General features: G+C 64.7%; 15 protein-coding genes and 1 rRNA gene. 9 read left to right on the top strand and 7 right to left on the bottom strand.

Annotation, left to right across the window (positions count from 1 at the left end; translation table 11 throughout):
* Positions 1 to 64: 64 nt before the first annotated feature.
* Together lipA and ACY9XZ_RS05180 are read right to left on the bottom strand one after the other, a co-directional pair.
* On the bottom strand, positions 65 to 994 hold the full coding sequence (gene lipA / locus ACY9XZ_RS05185) for a lipoyl synthase (RefSeq protein ID WP_463456007.1): 930 nt from the start codon (positions 992 to 994) through the stop codon (positions 65 to 67).
* Between the two features lie 125 nt (positions 995 to 1119).
* The gene (locus tag ACY9XZ_RS05180) at positions 1120 to 2001 is read right to left on the bottom strand and encodes an NmrA/HSCARG family protein (protein WP_463456006.1); all 882 of its coding nucleotides are present in this window, start codon (positions 1999 to 2001) and stop codon (positions 1120 to 1122) included.
* Positions 2002 to 2204: 203 nt separating this feature from the next.
* Here ACY9XZ_RS05180 and ACY9XZ_RS05175 point away from each other — a divergent pair, with 203 nt between their 5' ends.
* Together ACY9XZ_RS05175 and ACY9XZ_RS05170 are read left to right on the top strand one after the other, a co-directional pair.
* Positions 2205 to 4574 (top strand): DEAD/DEAH box helicase, encoded by a 2370-nt coding sequence (locus ACY9XZ_RS05175; protein WP_463456821.1) that lies wholly within the window; start codon positions 2205 to 2207, stop codon positions 4572 to 4574.
* A gap of 205 nt (positions 4575 to 4779) precedes the next feature.
* Complete coding sequence (locus ACY9XZ_RS05170; RefSeq protein WP_463456005.1) at positions 4780 to 5019, top strand: hypothetical protein; 240 nt, start codon at positions 4780 to 4782, stop codon at positions 5017 to 5019.
* A gap of 206 nt (positions 5020 to 5225) precedes the next feature.
* Here the strand turns inward: ACY9XZ_RS05170 and ACY9XZ_RS05165 are convergent, their stop codons facing one another.
* Both ACY9XZ_RS05165 and ACY9XZ_RS05160 read right to left on the bottom strand, forming a co-directional pair.
* A complete protein-coding gene (locus ACY9XZ_RS05165) occupies positions 5226 to 5882 on the bottom strand; it encodes an HAD family hydrolase (RefSeq protein ID WP_463456004.1) in 657 nt (218 codons plus the stop codon).
* Between the two features lie 248 nt (positions 5883 to 6130).
* Positions 6131 to 9319, bottom strand: coding sequence for a methyl-accepting chemotaxis protein (locus tag ACY9XZ_RS05160; protein WP_463456003.1), 3189 nt, complete (start codon positions 9317 to 9319; stop codon positions 6131 to 6133).
* Between the two features lie 241 nt (positions 9320 to 9560).
* Here ACY9XZ_RS05160 and ACY9XZ_RS05155 point away from each other — a divergent pair, with 241 nt between their 5' ends.
* The 5 genes from ACY9XZ_RS05155 (at position 9561) to pheT (ending at position 16894) form a co-directional block, all read left to right on the top strand.
* Positions 9561 to 10283: a PDDEXK family nuclease gene (locus ACY9XZ_RS05155; protein ID WP_463456002.1), complete on the top strand. Its 723-nt coding sequence runs from the start codon at positions 9561 to 9563 to the stop codon at positions 10281 to 10283.
* A gap of 282 nt (positions 10284 to 10565) precedes the next feature.
* Positions 10566 to 11591 (top strand): tRNA-intron lyase, encoded by a 1026-nt coding sequence (gene endA, locus ACY9XZ_RS05150; RefSeq protein WP_463456001.1) that lies wholly within the window; start codon positions 10566 to 10568, stop codon positions 11589 to 11591.
* 121 nt (positions 11592 to 11712) lie between these two features.
* Entirely contained in the window at positions 11713 to 13362 is a 1650-nt protein-coding gene (locus ACY9XZ_RS05145; protein WP_463456000.1) for a tryptophan--tRNA ligase, read from the top strand.
* 269 nt (positions 13363 to 13631) lie between these two features.
* The gene (gene pheS / locus ACY9XZ_RS05140) at positions 13632 to 15143 is read left to right on the top strand and encodes a phenylalanine--tRNA ligase subunit alpha (protein ID WP_463455999.1); all 1512 of its coding nucleotides are present in this window, start codon (positions 13632 to 13634) and stop codon (positions 15141 to 15143) included.
* Entirely contained in the window at positions 15143 to 16894 is a 1752-nt protein-coding gene (gene pheT / locus ACY9XZ_RS05135; protein ID WP_463455998.1) for a phenylalanine--tRNA ligase subunit beta, read from the top strand. Before pheS ends, pheT begins: the two co-directional genes overlap by 1 nt.
* 172 nt (positions 16895 to 17066) lie before the next feature.
* On the opposite strand, the gene ACY9XZ_RS05130 is transcribed toward pheT, so the two are convergent.
* The 3 genes from ACY9XZ_RS05130 to ACY9XZ_RS05120 all read right to left on the bottom strand — a co-directional run bounded on the left by ACY9XZ_RS05130 (position 17067) and on the right by ACY9XZ_RS05120 (position 18940).
* A complete protein-coding gene (locus tag ACY9XZ_RS05130; RefSeq protein WP_463455997.1) occupies positions 17067 to 17546 on the bottom strand; it encodes an RDD family protein in 480 nt (159 codons plus the stop codon).
* 39 nt (positions 17547 to 17585) lie between these two features.
* Positions 17586 to 18638: a quinone-dependent dihydroorotate dehydrogenase gene (locus ACY9XZ_RS05125; RefSeq protein ID WP_463455996.1), complete on the bottom strand. Its 1053-nt coding sequence runs from the start codon at positions 18636 to 18638 to the stop codon at positions 17586 to 17588.
* A 104-nt stretch (positions 18639 to 18742) separates the two neighbouring features.
* Complete coding sequence (locus ACY9XZ_RS05120) at positions 18743 to 18940, bottom strand: hypothetical protein (protein ID WP_004516407.1); 198 nt, start codon at positions 18938 to 18940, stop codon at positions 18743 to 18745.
* A gap of 248 nt (positions 18941 to 19188) precedes the next feature.
* On the opposite strand from ACY9XZ_RS05120, the gene ACY9XZ_RS05115 reads away from it, so the two are divergent.
* Together ACY9XZ_RS05115 and ACY9XZ_RS05110 are read left to right on the top strand one after the other, a co-directional pair.
* Complete coding sequence (locus ACY9XZ_RS05115) at positions 19189 to 19497, top strand: non-histone chromosomal MC1 family protein (protein ID WP_004516406.1); 309 nt, start codon at positions 19189 to 19191, stop codon at positions 19495 to 19497.
* A gap of 662 nt (positions 19498 to 20159) precedes the next feature.
* A 16S ribosomal RNA gene (locus ACY9XZ_RS05110) occupies positions 20160 to 21369 on the top strand; the annotation flags it as partial.

Raw genomic sequence — 21369 nt, 5'->3', positions numbered from 1 at the left:
CCCTCAGCAGTGGCTCTGAACCGAACACAGTTCCGAGCTATATCGCTGTGATAACTCGGATGTATCAGTCATTTGCACGAACGCTGGCCCGCGCTTCGGCTGGGTTCTGGCCCTCCTGCAGGACGCTCTCGACGAACAGCTCGCCGGCGCGGTACGACGACCGGACCATCGGCCCCGACGCGCAGTACAGGAAGTCGAACTCCGCCTCGGCGACCTGCTGCCAGGTATCGAAAACGTCGGGGTGGACGTATTCGGAGACCTCCAAGTGCGACCGGGAGGGCTGGAGGTACTGGCCGAAGGTGACCACGTCGACGCCGGCCTGTCGGAGGTCCGACAGCGTCTGGTACACCTCGTGGGCGTACTCGCCGACGCCCAGCATCAGGCTGGTCTTGGTGTAGCAGTCGCTCTCGCGGTTGGCCTGCCGTAGCACCGAGAGGGACTGCTCGTAGCCCGCTCGGCGGTCCCGGACCGGCCACTGGAGGCGGTCGACCGTCTCGATGTTGTGGGCGATGACGTCCGGGTCGGCGTCGATGATCTTCCGAACTAATTCGGGCTCGCCCCGGAAGTCCGGGATGAGACACTCGACCAGAATCGACGGGTCCCGTTCCTTGATCTTCCGGATGGTCTCGGCGAAGTGGCCCGCGCCCTGGTCGGGCAGGTCGTCGCGGTCAACCGACGTGAGGACGACGTAGTCCAGTCCGATTTCGGCGACGGCGTCGGCCACCTGCTGTGGCTCGTCGGGGTCCAGTGGCTCCATCCCGCCCGTCTCCACGTCACAGAAGTTACAGCCCCGTGAACAGCGGTCGCCCATGAGCATGAACGTCGCCGTCCCCGGGCCGTCCCGCCCGCTCCAGCACTCACCGAGATTCGGGCAGTTGGCTTCCTCACAGACGGTATGGAGGTCCCGGTCCCGGAGCGTCTGCTTTATCTCTGTGAACCGCTCGCCCGACGGCGGCCGCATCTTCAGCCAGTCGGGCTTGCGTGAACGACTCATGACTCGATCTTAGTGGCTCCGCTCAAAAGAAGTTGGGTTCGTCACCCCGGCAGTTCTGTCGGTGAACGGCCAGCGAGATATACTGCGACAAAATAAAACGTCCCCTAACCCCAGACAGAGGCTCCCTACTGTGTGCCAGCGGCGGCCGTCGCCGGCTGCCACACGTCACTGTCGGCGAGATACGCCTCGAAGGCCGTCGTCTCGATGCCCCACTCGGCGAGGGCAGGGATATCGATGTCGTAGCCCACGTCGTTGAACCACTGGAACATGTCGGCCAGTTCGTCGCCGGCCATCTCGCGGTAGTCCTCCACGTCGGCGTGGACCGGTTCGACCTCGTGGCCGAGCTGGTCGCTGAACGCCGCGGCGAACGCTTCAAGCGTCAGGTCGTCGCCGGCAAGCGTGATGACTTCGCCGAGGAATGTGTCAGGGTCGGACAGCGCGGCCACGACGGTCTGGCCGATGTCGGTCGCATCGACGACGGCCAGGGAGACGCCCTCCTCCAGGGGCATCACTAGCTGGCCGTCCATGATGTCCTCGCGCATCATGGACGCGAAGTTCTGCATGAAGAACACCGGGCGGACCACCGTCGCGGGAAGCCCGAGCTCCTCGATCCGCTGTTCGACGGCCCACTTGGATTCGAAGTGTGCGAGGCCGGTGTCCGCGTCCGCGCTGCCGACGGAACTGTAGACGAAGTGGTCGACACCGGCGTCGGCCGCGGCTTCGGCCAGCGTGATGCCCTGTTCGACCTCCACGTCGGTCCCCTGTTCCATAAACGTCGTGACGCCGTAGACGGCGTCCTTCCCGTCGACGAGCTCCGCCATTCGGTCGGCGTCGGTCATGTCGCCCTCGACGACGGTGACGCCGCGGGCTTCGAGGGCCTCGGCACCGTCGCTCGTGGCGTCGCGTGTCAGCCCGTAGATCTCCCACTGTTCGCTGTCAGCAAGGAGGTGGTCGATGACTGCGCCGCCCTGGGTTCCGGTTGCACCGGTGACGAGTACGTTTCTCATAACGTATAGATATACAACGGAGATATAGATAAACTAGCAGGGAGCCGTGGTAGCACGGACTTTCGAGGGTACTGCTGACCCAGCGATTGCCGACCGTCCCTGACAACGGCGACCGCCCCACCGCACACGCTGCCATAGAAACGCCTTTGCCGTCGCGGAACTGCGACTGTGACGTGTCATCCCGAACCGACAGCGAGCCGACTGTGGCGGTCGCGGAGGTGCTCCCCGACTTTGCCGACGCCTTCCCCTTCGAGGAGTTCAACCGGATGCAGTCGGCGGCCCTGCCGGCCCTGCTGAACCGCGACGACAACGTCGTCGTCAGCGCGCCGACGGCCAGCGGGAAGACGGCACTTGCCGAACTGGCCATCTGCAAGACGCTCGCTGAGGACGGGACCGCGCTCTTTCTCGCGCCGCTACGCGCACTCACCAACGAGAAGGAAAGCGAGTGGGAGCGGTTCGAGGAGCTTGGCTACTCGGTCTACGTCGTTACCGGTGAGCGGGACCTGAACCCCCGCCGGGCCGAGCGGGCCGACATCCTCGTGATGACGCCCGAAAAGGCCGATTCAGCCACCCGAAAACACGAGACCAGCCGCTATTCGTTCATTACCGACGTGGACTGCTGTGTCATCGACGAGGTCCACCTGCTTGACTCGGACCGGCGTGGGGCAGTGCTAGAGGTCACCGTCTCGCGGCTCCGCCGGCTCTGTGACCCACGCGTGGTGGCGCTGTCGGCGACGATGCCCAACATCGACGACGTGGCGGCGTGGCTCGACGCCCCCGACGAGACCACCTTCGCCTTCGGCGAGGAGTACCGGCCCGTGCCGCTGAACGCCGACGTGAAGACCTACTCCCACGGCGAGAACGCCTTCGCCGACAAGTACCGCCGTCTCTACCGGGCGCTTGACCTCGCTGAGCCACACATCCGCGAGGAGGGGCAGGCGCTCGTGTTCGTCTCCTCGCGTCAGGACACCGTGCAGGCGGCGAAGAAGGCCCGCGACGAGATTACCGAACGCGACATCCCGATGGGCGCACGCGGGGACTACGACTTTCACAACGACGCCGCCGACCTCTCGAACGACACGCTCCGCCAGTCCGTGCTGGACGGCGTGGGCTTTCACCACGCCGGTCTCGCCCGCGAGGACAAGAACCGCGTCGAGCAGTGGTTCAAGGAAGGAAAGATTCAGCTCCTCTTCTCGACCTCGACGCTCGCGTGGGGCGTGAACCTCCCTGCCCGCTGTGTCGTCATCCGCGACACCAAGCTCCACGACCCGCTGGAGGGTGAGGTGGATATGAGCCCGCTCGACGTGCTCCAGATGCTCGGCCGCGCGGGCCGGCCCGGCTACGACGACATGGGCTACGCATGGATCGTCTGCGACCGCTCGGACGCCGACAAGTACCGCCGTCTGCTCCGGGACGGCAAGGAGATCGAGTCCCGGCTGGCGGCCGAACTCGACGCCCACCTGAACGCCGAAATCGCGCTGGGGACCATCGACGACGTGGACGACGTGATGGACTGGCTCGCCACGACCTTTTATTATGCTCGCTCGCAGTCGGCCCCCGACGAGTACGACGCCGGCAGCGACCTCCGAAACCGGGTCAGCGACACGCTCTCCGCGCTCGTCGACGAGGGCTTTGTCGAACAGGACGGCCTCAACGTCGAGCCGACGCGGCTCGGCCAGCTAGCCTCGAAGTTCTATCTCCGGCTGTCGACCGCGCGGCGGTTCGCCGACATCGCCGAACGCTGTCAGGACGCCGCCGACCCGGATTCCGCCGTCTCCGTTGACGCCGACGACCTGCTGACTGCGGTGGCCGGCGCGACCGAGTTCGACAGCGTCAGCGCCCGCTCCGACGAGGAGGACGCCGTTCACGCGGTGCTTGGCAGCGATGTCGACGACAGCCTCGACGCCGGTCAGCGGAAGGTGCTCGCCATCCTCCGCTCGGGCATGACCGGGACGACGCCGACGGAACTGAAAAGCGACGCGTGGGTCATCCGCCAGAACGCGCTCCGCCTGCTAGCCGCGATGCGGGAGTTCGTCGACACGCTGGGGCCGGCCCGCTACGCGAACCTCGCCTGCCGGGTCGAAGCCCGAGTCGAACACGGCATCAGCGCCGACGCGGTGGGGCTGACAGCCATCGACGGCGTCGGCAGCGGCCGCGCGGGTAAACTCGCCGCCGCTGGGCTCACGTCGCCCGCCGACGTGGTCGAAGCCGGCGAAGACGGCCTCGTCCGTGCGGGGCTCTCCGACGGCGTCGCCGAGCAGGTGCTCGCGAACGCGCGGGACCTCCCCGTCATCAGTATCGATTGGGGAGATTTCCCCGAGACGATCGCGCCCGGCGACAACGATATGCGGGAGGTGTCGGTCACAAACACCGGCGGCAGCGCTCGCGCGGGCCTGCGAGTGACGGTCAACGGGCGTGAGATGACCGCAAAGCCGTCGTATCTCGGCGAGGCCACGCTTCCGGTGGCCGTCTTCGGCGCGGACGCGGATGAACTCACCTTCACTGTCGAGGTCGCGTTCCCCACGTTGCCGCTCCCGACGGTTACCGAAACCCGGTCCGTGCTGGTCCGGTAACCGCCGTCTCGACTGTTTCCCCGAAACGCCCTCAGAAGGCGCGATAAAATTTACAAAGGATTTTAGAAGCGTTATTCGGTCCCGTGAAACATCGCTGAAAAGTGCTGAAATCCCGTTAACGTTCCGAAAAGAGCACGAATTATCCCCAAGGGTCTGGCGTTTATATGGGGGTATGGGTTCTTACGAAGAAGTGAGGAAGCCCACAATGTCCAGCGCATCGCCGTTCCGTTCCCCGACGGAAGCCGCCCCAAGCAGCGTCGACCTCCAGTCACTCACTCGTCCCCTGCAGTTCATCGCGTTCTGGCTGGCTATCGTCACACCGCTGGCGTATCCGCCGCTGTTGCTGGGTGGACTGGACAGTCAGAGCTTCCTCGTCTTCGTGGGTGTCGTTGCCCTCAACGTCTTCGGCCTGCTGGCGGGCCGAGGATACGGTGACCCCGCCTGACCTGGCCGGGTCTTCCTCCCCTCCACGCTGGCACGTCTGGCATACAGCTTTCCGGTTCTCCCTCTCGAACTCTTGTCCGCGATACTGACACCCGCTCAGTATCGTTTCCCGGTTTTCGGTCCGATTCCGTGCCGCACTGCCGTCTTTCATTGCTTCTGATTCTGCCTCATCTACCAGTTCCCCCTCAAAGACACCATAATCAGCTGTTACACATCGCCTAACAGCACCTCGCGCAGTGTCTCGGCGTCGTCCGCAGTCTCGTGGACCATCGAGAGGTCCGTCTCGTCACCGTCGCCACGGAACCCGACGGTCGTCATCCCGGCGGCGACGGCCGCACGCGCGCCCATCGTCGAATCCTCGACGGCCCAGCAGTCCTCGGGCGCGACACCCAGTTCTGCTGCGCCGTGCTCGTAGATGTCCGGTTCCGGCTTGCCGGGGCCGTCGATGTCGTTTGCGCTGATCGCAACGTCGAACTTCGAGAGGAGGTCGAACCGCTCGTCGGCCACGTCGATCCAGTCCCACGGTGCGGATGTCGTCAGCGCCAGCGCGACCCCGGCGCTCCGGAGGTCATCCAGTAACTCGTGTGCGCCATCGAGGAAGGCCGCCTCTTCGCCGTAAATCCGCTCACCGTGCTCCTCGAACAGTCCCTCGAACGCTTCGCGGCTGATTTCGAGGTCGTATTCGGCGGCCAGGTCCGGGTACAGCTCCCGGTAGTTCCGGCCGGTGATCGCCGAGACGGGGATGTCGTCGTTCGGTGCGGCTGTCGGGAGGATTTCCTCGCGCTGGGCACGGACCCAGTGGTCTTCGGACTGGACGAGCACGCCGTCCATATCGAAACAGATGCCGGCGGGGACTTCACTCATTGCCACTGTCTCGACCCCCGACGGCTTTGGCTGTTGCGACTCCGGCGGCGCTGACTACGCGTTGATGCCTCGGTATCCCGGCCTTGAGTTACTTGTTCGTGAACAAGCCTGCAGCCAGCAATCACCGCGGCCACTGGAGTTCCCTCAGTACCGCACCGCGTGTCGTACAAAAGCGGTGTCGCGTTCCGCACGGTCGATCCGGTTTGTTCGGACCTGCAGCGGTCGGAACCCGCCTGACTCGCGGTTGATCAGTCGTCGCCAGCGGCCGACTCAGCACCGTCTCTGTCGAGTGATTCTAGCTCAGTCGTGTCCGTGTCGTCGCTGACTTCGAACTCGTCGACCAGTTCCTCAAGGTCGTCTGCGAGGCCGGCAACGGACCGGACGTTCTCGGAGACGCTGGTGAGCGAACTGGACTGCTCCTCGGAGGCGGCCGAGACGTTACTGGCCTCTGCGGCTGTTTCCTCGCTGACGCTGCTGACTTCGTCGACCATCGCCACGACCTCCTCGGTGGTCGCGGCCTGCTCGTCCGTGGCGTCGCTGATCTCCGTGACGCCGCTCTCGGCCTCGTCGACGACTTCGGCGATCTCGTCGAACAGTTCGATGGCGTTCTCGGTCGTCTCGACGCCGCTCTCGACCTGGTCGCGCATCGCTTCGATGTCGTCGACCGTCTCGTCCGTCGAGTCCTGTATCTCGGTGATGAGTGACTCGACTTCCTCGGTCGCCTCGCCGGCTTCCACTGCGAGCGATTTGATCTCGTCGGCGACGACGGCGAAGCCCTCGCCGGCCTCACCGGCGCGGGCGGCCTCGATGGAGGCGTTGAGCGCGAGCATGTTGGTCTGCTCGGCGATGTCGGTGATCATCGCGACGATCTCGCTGATCTCTGCCATCTCCGTCTGGAGGTCCGAGACCTGGTCGACCGCGTCGTCGGCGCCGTCCTCGATTTCCTGAATCTCTTCGGACGCCTCGGCGGCCTGTTCGCTCCCCATCTGTGCCCGTCGGGCCGCTTCCTGAGCCGTGTCGGCCACGTCGACCGACGAGGAGGCTATCTCCTCGATGGTCGCGGACATGTCGTTCATCTCGCTGGCGACCTCTTGGAGGTTGTCGGACTGGTTGTCGGCCCCGCTGGAGATCTCCTGCACCGACTGGGCGACTTCCTGACTCGCTTCCTCGATCTCGGTCGTACTCGCGGCGACCTCCTGGCTGGCCTCGTTCACGTCCTGTGCGATCGACTGGACCTTCGCGATGCTCTCGTCGACCGCGTCGAGGCCTTCGTCGATGTTCGCGAGGACATCGCCGTAGGCCCCAGGGAGGTCGGTGTCGAGGTTCTGGTCGAGGTGTCCTTCCCGGAGGTCCGCGCTCACGGCCCGGAGCTGCTCGAAGCTCTCCGAGAGCTGCGTGAGCCCGGAGTTGAGTTCGCGCATGACCTCGCCGTAGTCGCCGGGGAGGTCGGTGTCGAGGTCCTGGTCTAACTCCCCGGCACGGATGTTCTGGCTTGCCTGGCTGATTTCGGTGAAGCTCGCCCCGAGCTGGGTCATGCCGTCTTCGAGACCCACCATGATCTCACCGAACTTCCCGGGCATGTCGGTCTCGATCTCGTCGTCGAGGTGCCCGTCGCTGAGTGAGTTGCTGACGGATTCGATCTGGTCGACCTGCCGATTCAGGTTCGCTTGCATCTCCTCGAAGGCCGTCACCATCTCACCGATCTCGTCCTCACCGGTCGAAATGTCGTCCGTCTGGTCGAACTGCCCCTTCGACAGCGCTATCGCCCGGTCGCGGACCTGCTCGATCGGCTTCGAGATGTATCTGGCTGCTGCATATCCCATCACCGAGACCACGATAGCCGCGACACCGAACAGACCAATGACGAGGTTCTGCGCGGAGTCCGTCGTGCGCTGGAGCGCTGCGCCGAGCGCCGCGATCGGCTCGTTGATGTCCTGTTCGGGGACGGTTGCGACGAGGGTGAACTGCTTGTCCCCGAGTTCCAGCGGCGCGAAGCCAACGTAGCTCGTTGCGTTCCCCTCGCCCTCGACTTGTTTCGTGTGGGTCGTCATCCCCGACTCGCCGGCGAGCATCTGGTTCTGTGCTATCGTCCCGAGTTCCGCACCGTACTCGCCTTCCGGGACGTTCGTCCGCTGTTCGATCATGGCCCGGTCCGGGTGGCTGACGATCTCGCCGCGGTCGTTGAGGAGGTAGAGGTAGCCGCTCTCACCGACCGTCACGCGGTTCGTCGTCGCCGTGATGAGCGAGTAGTTGAACTGGGCCGCGACGACGCCACGGAATGTTCCGTCTCTGTAGACTGGCGTGGCGACGTACTGCCGCTCGTGGCCGTCCGAAGTCTGGATCTCACCGAAGTACGCCTCGCCCTGGGCCCCCGATTTTGCGGCGGTGAACCAGTCCGCGTCGGCGTAGGACTGCGAGCCGTCCGAGCCGGTCGTCACGTCCTGGCCCGTCCGGTCGGCGTGGAGGATCTCGTCACCGTTCGGCCCCGCGAACGTGATGTGTTCATACGCCAGATGTTCCTCCTCGCCCACGGTGACTGTCCGGGTTAAGAGATACCGCTCGAAGGAATCCGCCATCTCGCTTTCGGCGTCGTTGACCGCGGTCTGCTGGAGCTCATGGTAGTAGACGCTGGGCGCGATGACCCAGTCGAAAGGCTCGTAGTAGGTGTATGCGATGAATTTCGTCATCTCCGGATTCCCCTCCTGAGTCGTATCCTCCCACTCGTACTCGGCGATGCCCCACTCCTCGCCATTGCGGATCGCCTGGTCGGACTCGACTTCGGACTCGATGTCCTCGAAGACGACCAGCGTCCCGCCGCTGTCTTCGACGAGGTTGTACCCGTCGTCGAGGCTGTGGTGGACGACGACGTTGGAGTCGCTGTCGGTGATGTACGCGTACCCCGTGTCACCGAAGTAGCCGGGCTGGAACGAGTCGTACATGGTTCCTGCCGGACGCGTCTGGTCCCCGGCCGTCCCGCCGATCATCGCCTCGACTTCCCGTTTGACTTGCTCCTGTTCCGAGGGGGAGAGGTCCTCCCAGTCCCGGCCGTCGTACTGCTTTTCCAGCACCATCTGCATCGCGTTGTCGATGCTGGTGCGCATCTGGAGGGACGTGTACCCGAGCTGGCGCTGACTCGACTCCTGGACGAGTTCCATCTCGCCGTCCTGTGCGGCCAGGTAGTTCTCCATCGTGGAGGAATCAGCCAGTGATCGAACGTCGACCTCGCGCTGGTTGACCTGGTTCTGGATCCCCTCCTGTCGCGCCTCGACGCTGTTGTTCAGTTGGTCGGTCATCGCTCCCCGCAGGTAGGTGCCGCTCTGGGCCTGCGCGTCCTGGTTCAGCTGCCCCATGCTGTTGGCCGATAGCAACCCGACACCGGCAAGCGGTGCTAGCGAAATTGTAAGAAGTAGAACTATTAGCTTTATTTGCAGGTCCATACCAACGGTCGTATAATTCGCACCTTAATCCTTCTCGCCGTGTTATCTACATTGATAACCAACGGCCACAACGCTAATAAGACTGGAAATCTCGGTTTCCACTCTGAACAACTACAACTCAATCAGCGGCCGTCGGGTTGTGAATTATTGCTTTCTCAGATATTCGTTTCAGCTATCAACTCCGGGGGAAGCTCCGCTCGCGTGGGAACGTTCAAATACCAGTACGCAACCAGCCCGACCCATGCACGACGGAACCCATGTGATGGCCGGCGAGTGTACGACCGTTTTCGAGGGACCGCGCGAGCGGGAACAGCGCGGCGACGTACTCGTCGTCGTCAAACCGGATAACACCGTCCTGGTCCACGACGCCGCGGGGTATCAGCCGGTCGCGTGGCTCACACGCGCCGAAAGCGTCACTATCGACGACGGATCGGTGACCGCCCGCGACGGCGACGAACTCCTCCGGGTGGTCACCCACGAGGAACACGGCAGCGCCCGCTACCCGGCCTCGAACGCCGGCGTCCCGATACGCGACTGCCCCGACTGCGACGGGACGCTGGTCCGCGCCCGCAGCGAGGTCACCTGTACCGGCTGTGACGCCGCCTACGGGATTCCGAGCGATGCCGCGGTCACCGGCGGCCGGTGTGACGACTGCAGCCTCCCCACGCTTCGGGTGGAACGCGGCCGCGCCTTCGAACTATGTCTTGACCGGGACTGTGACTCGCTGGACGATGCCGTCACCGCGGCGTTCGACCGCGAATGGGACTGTCCGGACTGCGACGGTGACCTGTTGATTCTCCGCCGGGGCGGCCTGCTTGCCGGCTGTGAACACTACCCCGACTGTGACACCGGCTTCTCGATACCGTCCGGCGTCGTCATCGGCGACTGTGACTGTGGCCTGCCGCTGTTCGAAACCGCTGGCGGCACGCGCTGTCTGGACAGTTCTTGCTCGAAATCGGGGTGAGTGCTGGCGGTGGTGTTCGCTGAGGAATACAGTTTCGAACCGAAAGAAGGCCACATCTGGTCCCGTTTCACAAACCGACTTCGGGTGGGAATGAAAGGGGCGAGACGCTGGAGTCGGGGGCCGGTCTGCGCTCCTCGCTTCGCTGCGGTGCTTGAACCCGCCCCCGACTCCAGCGTCTCGGGGCTTTCTGGTTCTCTCTATTCGCGGCTGTCAAACCGAACGCACCTGCACTACCAGCCCGGACCCGCAGGGGCTTTGTCGCCGCGGGAGCCACGTCAGAGCATGGAACTGACGCTCGACGGTGATGTCGTCCGGGCCGGCTACGAGGCGCGCGAGCGGTTCTACGACTCGCGGGGCTACGGCCAGGTGCGTAACGGCGACATCGACCTGGCGCCGGTAGAGGCCGCACATCTCCTCTACCGGGGGGATATCGAGAGCATCGACGGGATGGATTTCCGCGCCTTCCTCGGATCCGCGGCCGTCTCCGAGGTCGACTTTGCCGTCTACAAGGACCTGCGGGACCGCGGTTTCTACCTCACGCCGGCCCGCGAGGGGTGGGTCGACGACACCGCGGGCACGGACTTCGTCGTCTATCCCCGTGGCAAGGGACCGTGGGATAATGAAGTGGCCTACCGCGTCCGGGTCGTCGGCGAGCGCGATACAGTTGCCGCCGCGGACCTGGGCGACTGCGTCCTGGCGGTCGTCGACGAGGAGAGCGAGGTGACCTATCTCGACACTGACCGGCGGGCTGTCGACGGGACCAGCGACGCTGTCGTCCCGTCTACAGCGGGGGAGCTGCTCGCCGAGCGGGTGGTGTGCTGGGAGCCGCCGGCGGAACTGTACGAGCAGGCGTTCTACGGCCAGCGACTCGACGACGACGGCGCGGTCCAGCTCTCGCTCGTGGAAGCCGCGTATCTCGCACAGGAGGGCCTGCTCACGGTCGACGGCGGGGCCGCCGCCGTCGTCGAGCGGGGCCGCGAGGTCGAGGGCGACCGCTTCGACCGCCGGCTGGCCGTCTACGCCGCCTTGCGGGCCAGCGGTGTCGCCCCGAAGACCGGGTTCAAGTTCGGCGCTGACTTCCGGACCTACGCCGACGTCGAGAGCGCCGAGAACCTGGGTCACTCGGAGCTCCTGGTCCGTGTGTTGCCGGCCGACCACCGCTTCGAGCCGCGGGACCTCGCGCTGGACGTGCGCCTGGCCCACGGCGTCCGGAAGACGATGGTGTTCGCGCTGACGGCTGACGGCGGCGGTGATAGTACCGATAGCGACAGTATCGAGTGGGTGGCCGTCGAGCGGCTGACGCCCTGAGTGGCGCACGCGGAGTCAGAGCCCGCGACCGCCTCGTGGACGGCGCTCGGAAACGAACCCTTTTTGCGCCGACCGGAACCAAAGCACCTGTAACGTGGCTCACCGCGAGCCGACCACACCCATGACAACGGACGACTCCCACCACGACGACGCATCGCCCGACGAGGACCGCCGCCAGTCGGGCGGAGAGTGGCGGGAGTCCGACGCTTCCGCCGGCAGCCAACCGGTGCTCACGGACGGCGGCACTGAGGCCGAAGGCGCTGACGAGGCGACGCTCGACCCGTGGGGCTCCTCGACTATCGCCGACTACCGCAAACTGTTCGAGCAGTTCGGCATCGAGGCGTTCGACGAGGTGCTCCCCGAGGTCCCCAACCCGCACTACCTGATGCGACGCGGCGTCATCTTCGGCCACCGGGACTACCGACCGGTCGCCGACGCGATGCGCAACGACGACCCCTTCGCCGCGCTGTCGGGGTTCATGCCGACCGGTGACCCGCACATCGGCCACAAGCTGGTCTTCGACGAGATCATCTGGCATCAGCAACAGGGCGGGGACGCGCACGCGCTCATCGCGGACCTCGAAGCTCACAGCGCCCGCGGGCTCACATGGGACGAGATCGACGAGCACGCGACGGACTACGTCCTCTCGCTGCTCGCGCTCGGCTTCGACCCCGAGGACGGCACGCTCTACCGCCAGTCGGACAATCGCGAGGTGCAGGACCTCGCGTTCGAACTCGGCGCGGAGGCGAACTTCTCGGAGCTGCAGGCCATCTACGACTTCGACGGCGAGACCGACGTCTCCCACATGCAGTCGGTCGTCACACAGATGGCGGACATCCTCTACCCGCAACTCGAAGAGCCGAAACCGACGGTCATCCCGGTCGGCCCGGACCAGGACCCGCACATGCGGCTGGCCCGGGACCTCGCGGCGCGGATGCGGTACTTCGGCGTGACCGAGGCCTTCGCCAGTTTCGAAGCGGATTCGGTCGAGCGGACGCTGCTCCGCCAGGCCTACGACGCCCGCGAGGAGTACGCCGAGGACGCCGACCGGCCCCGCTGTGGCGAGGCCGCCGACTGGCTGCGCGACCACCAGCCAGCGCCCGCCGACGCCCGCGAGTCCGTCGTCGCCAAACTCGACGAGGCGGGGAAGGAACCGCTCCGTCCTCGCATCCGCTTTCTCGACCGTAACGCCACCGAGGCGGCCTTCGAGGCGCTCATCGAGGCCATCGACGGCGAAAAGCGGGTGTACGACGAGCACGTCGACACCTTCGACCTGGACCACGCCGAGGCCGAGGAACTGGCCCGGCAGGTCGAACTCGACAACGGCGGCTACGGCTTCCAGCCGCCGTCGTCCATCTACCACCGGTTTATGACCGGGCTCACTGGCGGGAAGATGTCCTCCTCGATTCCGGCCTCGCACATCTCACTGCTGGACGACCCCGAGGACGGCTACGACAAGGTCAAGTCGGCGACGACCGGCGGCCGCACGACCGCCGAGGAACAGCGCGAGAAGGGCGGGAAGGCTGACGAGTGTCCCGTCTACGAGCTGTACGCCTACCTGCTGTCGGGTGACGACGACGAGTTCGCCAAGGAGGTGTACGACGAGTGCGTCGGCGGCGAACGGCTCTGTGGCGGCTGCAAGGAGCAGGCCGCCGAACTGATGGCCGAGTTCCTCGAAGACCACCAGGAGAAACGCGCCGAATGGGAAGACAAACTCGACGAACTCGACATCGACCTTGACTCCGACCGCGCGCCGACGAGCGCGGACTGAGAACCGGAGCTACCCAGCTTTCTGTCGAGACGGCTACACGCGCAACGTTTATATTTGCCAGCCACAACCGCTCAGACATGGCATCCGAATCCCACCCAGGCGTCGCTCGCCAGCCACTCGACAGTCCGGGGTTCGGCTTCTTTTTCGCCGTCTGACCGCGCGTGGACTCCGACGGCGTCGAGAGATGCGGTCGGACGAAACCGCGAGCAGGAAGTGAGAACCGTTAACTGAGCGACCCGCGGTTATCCCCACAAGACCGAGACACCCGTATGAAACGACCACAGGCACAGGTGGCCGTCCTGCAGGCCGCCGACGCACAGGAAGACAGGCGCATCGACGACGTGGCCGCGGACGCCGACCTCAAGCCGGAAGCGGCCACCAGAGCGGCGTTCGAACTCGAAGCCGACGGGCTGGTGTCCGTCACCGAGGAGACGCTGGAACACTACGAACTCACCGAGGAGGGCGACCGGTACGTCCGGGAGAGTCTGCCCGAACAGGACCTCTACGAGGCAGCTATCGACGCCGGCGCGGCCGACGACCCGGTCCAGATGGGACAGGTCATCGGCGCATCCGGTCTCGAAGGCGGCGCGGTCGACATCGCGCTCTCGAACTACGCCCGCAAGGCCTACGGCGAGATCGACAGCGGCGAAATCACGGCCAACGCCGACGCGGACCCCGGATCTGATCCCGAGATGCTGGCACTGGAAGCCGTCGCCGACGGGCGCGTCGAAGACGCCGACGCGGACGCGCTCGACCAGCTTGAACGGCGTGGACTCGTCGATGTCCGCGAGGAGACTGTTCGTTCGATCCAACTCACCGACGACGGCGTCACCGCGCTGATGGAGGGCGTCGAAGCCGCCGAGACCGTCGACCAGCTCACTCCCGAGATGCTCACGAGCGGCGAGTGGGAGGACGTGGCCTTCACCGAGTACAACGTCGAGGCCGACGCCGAGGACGTGAGCCACGGCAAGGAGCACATCCTCCGCCAGACGGCTAACCGCGTGAAGGACACGCTCGTCGGGATGGGCTTCTCCGAGATGGAAGGGCCCCACGCCGACGCCCAGTTCTGGATCAACGACTGCCTGTTCATGCCCCAGGACCACCCGGCCCGAACCCACTGGGACCAGTTCGCCCTGGAGGAACCGGAAGAGATCGGCCACCTCCCACCGGATCTCGTCGAGCGGGTCCGTTCAGCCCACAAGGAGGGCGTCGGCCCCGACGGCGAGGGGTATCACTCGCCGTGGACCGAGGACATCGCCCGCGGAATGGACCTGCGGGGCCACACCACGTCGCTGTCGATGCGCTACCTCTCGGGCCACCAGGTCGGCGAACTCGACCCGCCCGAGCGCTACTTCAGCGTCGAGAAGGTGTACCGTAACGACACGCTCGACCCGACCCACCTGCTCGAGTTCTTCCAGATCGAGGGCTGGGTGATGGCCGAAGACCTCTCCGTGCGGGACCTGATGGGCACCTTTACGGAGTTCTACGAGCAGTTCGGCATCACCGACCTGGAGTTCAAGCCCCACTACAACCCCTACACGGAGCCGAGCTTCGAACTGTTCGGCACCCACCCCGAGACCGGCGAGGTCGTCGAGGTCGGCAACTCCGGGATCTTCCGCGACGAGGTGCTCACGCCGCTGGGTGTCGACTGTGACGTGATGGCGTGGGGCCTCTCGCTCGAACGACTTCTCATGCTCATGTACGGCTTCGAGGATATCCGCGACGTGCACGGAACGCTGTGTGACCTTGAACTGCTGCGGGAGACGGAGGTGATGCGCTGATGCCGGTCGTCGACGTCGACCCCGACGAACTGCGGTATCTGACCGGTCACAGCGAGAAAGACGACGACGAACTCAAGTCGGATCTGTTCGACCTCGGTCTCGAATTCGAGGGCTGGACCGAGGACGACGAGTTCCAGCTTGAGTTCGCGCCGGACCGACTGGACCGCCTCTCTGTCGAGGGTGTCGCCCGGTCGCTGCGGTACCACTACGGCGACGACCGCGGGGTGGAGGTCCCCAACACGAACAGCGCCGACTGGACCATCGAAGTCGAGGACCAGCCCGACGAGCGCCCGTACGTCACCGGCGCTATCGTCCGCGGCCTGGACATGGACGACGCCGCGCTGGAGTCGCTCATCCAACTGCAGGAGAAGCTCCACGCGACGATGGGCCGCAAGCGGGCGAAAGGTGCGATTGGGGTCCACGACCTCACGATGCTGAAAGGCGACTCCGTCACGGATGAGACCGGCAAGTCCATCACCTACACCAGCGCGGACCCCGACGAGGCGACGTTCGTCCCCCTGGACGCCGACGCGGAGATGACTCCCAGCGAGGTCATGGCGTCCCACGAGACCGGCCAGACCTACGGCGACCTCGTGGCCGACTTCGACCGCGTGCCGGCCATCTACGACGCCATCGGGCTGTTCTCGTTCCCGCCGGTCATCAACGGCCGCCGGACCGAGGTCAGCGTCGACTCCCGGGACCTGTTCATCGAGATGACCGGGACCGACCAGTGGACCATCGACCACATGTGCAACATCGTCTGCTACGCGCTCGCCGCCCGCGGCGGCCAGGTCGAGAAAGTCGACGTGTCCTACGCTGACGATGCACCCGGCGAGTACGCCGGCAAGACCCTGGAGCGGCCGGACTTCTCGGTCCGGACGAAGACGGTCACCCACGACCGCATCGAGTCCATCCTCGGCGTCTCGCTGGACAGCCGCGAAGTCATCGACTACGCCGAGCGCGCTGGCCTCGACGCTACCGAAACCGAATCCGACGACGGCGCGGCCTACGAGGTGGAGATTCCGCCCTACCGCGTCGACGTCATCCACCCGCTGGATATCATCGACGACATCGGCCGGGCGCTCGGGTTCAACAGCCTCGAACCGACCTACCCCGACGTGTCGACGGTCGGCGGCCGCCACGACCGCTCCCGGCTCGAGGACGCCGCCCGTGACGCCCTCGTCGGCCTAGGCTTCGAGGACCTGCTGAACTTCCACATGATCAACGAGGCCGAGAACTTCGAGCGGATGGGGCTGTCGGTCCCAGGGACCGACGAGCAGGCCGCCGACGCCGTCGGCCAGGCTGACCCAGTCACCATTCAGGAGCCCTACAGCGAGGACTACACCATCCTCCGGACCTGGGCGCTCCCCTCTATCATGATGGTGTTGGAGAACAACACCCACCGGAGCTACCCGCAGGACCTCGCCGAGATCGGGCTGGCCGCGGGTCTCGACGACTCCGAGAACACCGGCGTCGCCGAACACCGCACCGTTGCTGCCGCGCTCGCGCGCACGGACGCCTCCTACGAGGACGCGAAGGCTCGCCTGCAGGCGCTCGCCGACGCCTTCGACAAGGACCTCGAAACGCCGCCGACCACGCATCCGTCGTTCATCGGCGGTCGCGCCGCTGAAGTGGTCCTCGACGGGGAATCGGTCGGCGTTATCGGCGAGATTCATCCGAAAGTGCTCGTCGAACACGATCTGGAACTGCCTGTGGCGGCGTTCGAGTTCCGACTAGACGCTCTGGAATAACGCGAGGACCAGCGGGAGCGAGCGTTTTTTTCGCCCAAGTTTTTCGAGGAGTGGTGGTCGAGCACTGCGAGACCACCCGACGCTGAAAAAGGTGGTTGCAGCACGATCTGGAACTGCCTGTGGCGGCGTTCGAGTTCCGGCTGGACGCGCTGGAATAACGCGAGCGGGTGGCCTATCGCTCGTCCGGATACACGTACTCGACGTCGCTCGGCTTCTCGTCCGCTTCTTCGTCGGTCTCGATGACAATTGTCGAGGAGAGTTTATTGAACAGTCGGACTCCCTCGTCCTCGTAGGCGAGCCAGCCCACGATGATGTCTATCGGGAGCAGAAACGCCTTCCCGAAGCTTTCGACGGCCGCCGTGCCGTAGTCGATAGCGTCGCCGCGTTCGTCCGTGACGGCGATGTTCATGACCATCTTGCCGACTGACTGGCCCTGCCGGCCTTCGAGCACGGTCCAGTACACGAACAGGCCGAGGCCGTTCAGACCGGTGAAGGGGGTGGTAACTGCGAGGCTGCCGGTCAGGAGTGAGAACACGCCCGCGGCCTCGCCCAGTGCGGAGAGGACGGCACCGACGAGCAGGATGTCGAGGAGCCACGCGAGAAAGCGGTCGTCCCAGGCGGCGATGTGCAGGGTGCGGGGAGTGGCGGCCATGCCGGCGATTCGCCGCAACTCTACTTCAAGATTCGCCGGCTACAGGTCCGCGCCGACGGCGTCCTCGACCGAATCGAAGCCGTCCTCCGCGAGCAGGTCCAGCAGCCCCTCGTTAATCTCGCGAGCGATGGACGGGCCGCGGTACACCAGGCCGGTGTACAGCTGGACGAGCGAGGCCCCGGCGCGGATCTTCCGGTATGCGCCCTCCGGCGTCGAGACGCCACCGACCCCGACGACAGGCACGTCGACGCGCTCGGCGACGAAGCGGACCATCTCCGTCGCCCGGTTCTCGATGGGCTTCCCGGAAAGGCCGCCCGTCTCTGCGGCATTCGGCGAGCGCAGGCTGGCGGGCCGGTCGGTCGTCGTGTTCGTCGCGACGACGCCGTCCAGGTCGAGTTCGGTCACCAGATCCAGCGCGTCCTCGACTGCCGGCTCGGGGAGGTCAGGCGATAGCTTCACGAGCAACGGGGCCGCGCCCGCGTTCTGGAGTTCGCCGAGGATGGCTTCCATCGCGTCGCGGTTCTGCAGCTCCTCGAACCCTTCCGAGTTGGGACAGGAGACGTTGACGACGAAGAAGTCACCGCCCTCGGCGACGTGTTCGTACGTGGTCCGGTAGTCGCCGGGGGCCTCCTCGGTCCCGACGTGTTCCGTCTTGGCGATGTTGACGCCGACCGGGAACGGCGCGTCGACGTTTTTCAGCCGTTCGCCGATGACGATGGCCCCGTCGTTGTTCAGCCCCATCCGGTTGATGATGGCCTCGTCCTCTCTCAGCCGGAACATCCGCGGGCGGGCGTTGCCGGTCTGTGGCTCGGCCGTGACACCGCCGACTTCGGCGAAGCCGAAGCCGAGCGACGCCAGCGTCTCCGCGATGGTCGCGTTCTTGTCGAAGCCGGCGGCGACGCCGACGGGGTCGTCGAAGGTGTGGCCGAAGGCGTCCACGGCGAGTCGGTCGTCAGCGACGGTGTAGCGGTCGGCCATCGCCTCGGCGACCCGCGTTCCGTCGACTGCCTCCAGCAGCCGGTGGACGCTCCGGTTGGCGGTCTCTGCTGGCAGGGAAAACAGGACTGGTTTCGCGATATCGTAGGGTCTCATTGTGTGGGTGGTCCGGTTGGTTCAAAGAACGGTGGTGAACGACCGATATCGGGCGTCGGCCCCAACAACCCCGCCCGGTGGCACTGTGTCACCGCGATGGTGCCTCAAAAGTCGTGTTCGACCTCTTCGGGGTCGGCCTTCTGGATGATAATCTTGTTGTCGCGGACGCGAACGAACACTTCGTCGCCGATCTCCATCCCGGCGACGGCCAGCTCGTCCTCGTGAATGTTGATATGTACGTTGTGGTACTCGCCGTCCTCATCTTTGGCGCCACTCGGGCTGAGCTTCTTCTTTCGCACCATCGCGCTATCCTACTCCGCACTTCACCGCAGGATACACTTAAGTCTACCGTGCCGCCGGCCGCTGGCCGGTGGTTTTCTCGGCGCGCGTGACGACATGGGTCCGAAAACCCGGCCTGAATCAGCCGGTCTGGGGGGTCAAGGCGGCACGCGACGGTCGCAGTATATAAACTCACCCCCCGACGGAGGGCGGATTGGGGGGTATATTTATGTTCTGGCATGTGCTGAATTGGCATGGAGCGGTGAAATCCATGGCACCCGACAGTGACAAGCGCAACTTCGCACTGCGCGAAGACGGTGACGAATCGAGCGTCTTCTCGGGCGGAACACCTCGGCAGGCTGCACTGAAAGCAGCGCGTCGACTCGAACCGGCCGACGGTGAAGACCAGGCTGACCCTGAGGAGATACGACTACGGGAGAAAGGGACCCACAAGGTCCACATCTACGAGGCGTGGGCATGGGTCGAGGAGGCGCCGGACGACAAACCCGACTGGATGCCCGGCGACATCACGAAAGGGAACGTCTCGAAGCAGGGCGTCGAACACCTAGACGAGATCTAGGTCGCGGTCCCGACATTTTCGGTGGCTTCTCGCGTGATATTCCCGGTCGCGCGCTCCCGTGCGCGCGAGTGATAGTGACCTTCCCTCAGCCACTGCTGTCCCGTGAGCCGTACTCTCCGTTTGTACACGTGTGGGACACTCACACCCGTGTAATTCCGTCTCGCGGGCGACTTCCTTCGACGGGGTTAAGTGTGGATCACTCATCGGAATGAAACGCGAACGCGGTCAGGGGGCGACGCCCCCCGAACGAACGCACTCGTTCCGACGCCCTTAAGTGTAACAGGGTGTTCGGAATGAACGCGAAGGTCGCTCGCGTCGTGCGGTTCGACGCGGGCTGCGATCCGATGCCCTTAAGTGTAACAGGGTATTCGGAAAGAACGCGAACGACGTTCGGTCGGGGCATCGAACCCCTGCCGACACGGACCAGGCGGGACCGACTCGCCAACGAAACTCGAAGCCTTTATGGTGGCTTCGAGACAACAATCAGGTCCGAAGAAATGAGGATTCCACCCCTGCGGTCCGCCGTCAAGATGGGATCTGATGTTAGCCCTGATAGTTCGGTGACACTCGGTCGACGGGTGTCCTCGAACACCCTTCGATAGCGACCACACCCATTATATGGGTGTGATCCCGCCTAACCCCCCGGCCTTGTGCCGGGATACATTCCGGTTGATCCTGCCGGAGGCCATTGCTATCGGAGTCCGATTTAGCCATGCTAGTCGCACGGGCTTAGACCCGTGGCATATAGCTCAGTAACACGTGGCCAAACTACCCTACAGACCGCGATAACCTCGGGAAACTGAGGCCAATAGCGGATATCACTCTCATGCTGGAGTGCCGAGAGTGAGAAACGTTCCGGCGCTGTAGGATGTGGCTGCGGCCGATTAGGTAGATGGTGGGGTAACGGCCCACCATGCCGATAATCGGTACGGGTTGTGAGAGCAAGAACCCGGAGACGGTATCTGAGACAAGATACCGGGCCCTACGGGGCGCAGCAGGCGCGAAACCTTTACACTGCACGACAGTGCGATAGGGGGACTCCGAGTGCGAGGGCATATAGCCCTCGCTTTTCTGTACCGTAAGGTGGTTCAGGAACAAGGACTGGGCAAGACCGGTGCCAGCCGCCGCGGTAATACCGGCAGTCCAAGTGATGGCCGATATTATTGGGCCTAAAGCGTCCGTAGCCGGCCGGACAAGTCCGTTGGGAAATCGACGCGCTCAACGCGTCGGCGTCCAGCGGAAACTGTCCGGCTTGGGGCCGGAAGACTTGAGGGGTACGTCCGGGGTAGGAGTGAAATCCTGTAATCCTGGACGGACCACCAATGGGGAAACCACCTCAAGAAGACGGACCCGACGGTGAGGGACGAAAGCTAGGGTCTCGAACCGGATTAGATACCCGGGTAGTCCTAGCTGTAAACGATGCTCGCTAGGTGTGCCGTAGGCTACGAGCCTGCGCTGCGCCCTAGGGAAGCCGAGAAGCGAGCCGCCTGGGAAGTACGTCTGCAAGGATGAAACTTAAAGGAATTGGCGGGGGAGCACCACAACCGGAGGAGCCTGCGGTTTAATTGGACTCAACGCCGGACATCTCACCGGTCCCGACAGTAGTAATGACGGTCAGGTTGACGACTTTACCCGACGCTACTGAGAGGAGGTGCATGGCCGCCGTCAGCTCGTACCGTGAGGCGTCCTGTTAAGTCAGGCAACGAGCGAGACCCGCACTTCTAGTTGCCAGCAATACCCTTGAGGTAGTTGGGTACACTAGGAGGACTGCCGCTGCTAAAGCGGAGGAAGGAACGGGCAACGGTAGGTCAGTATGCCCCGAATGGACCGGGCAACACGCGGGCTACAATGGCTCTGACAGTGGGATGCGAC

This window comes from Haloarcula sp. HT12 (assembly GCF_055271655.1).
Note: the sequence above shows the minus strand (reverse complement) of the source record. Positions and strands in the feature narration are given on the sequence as shown.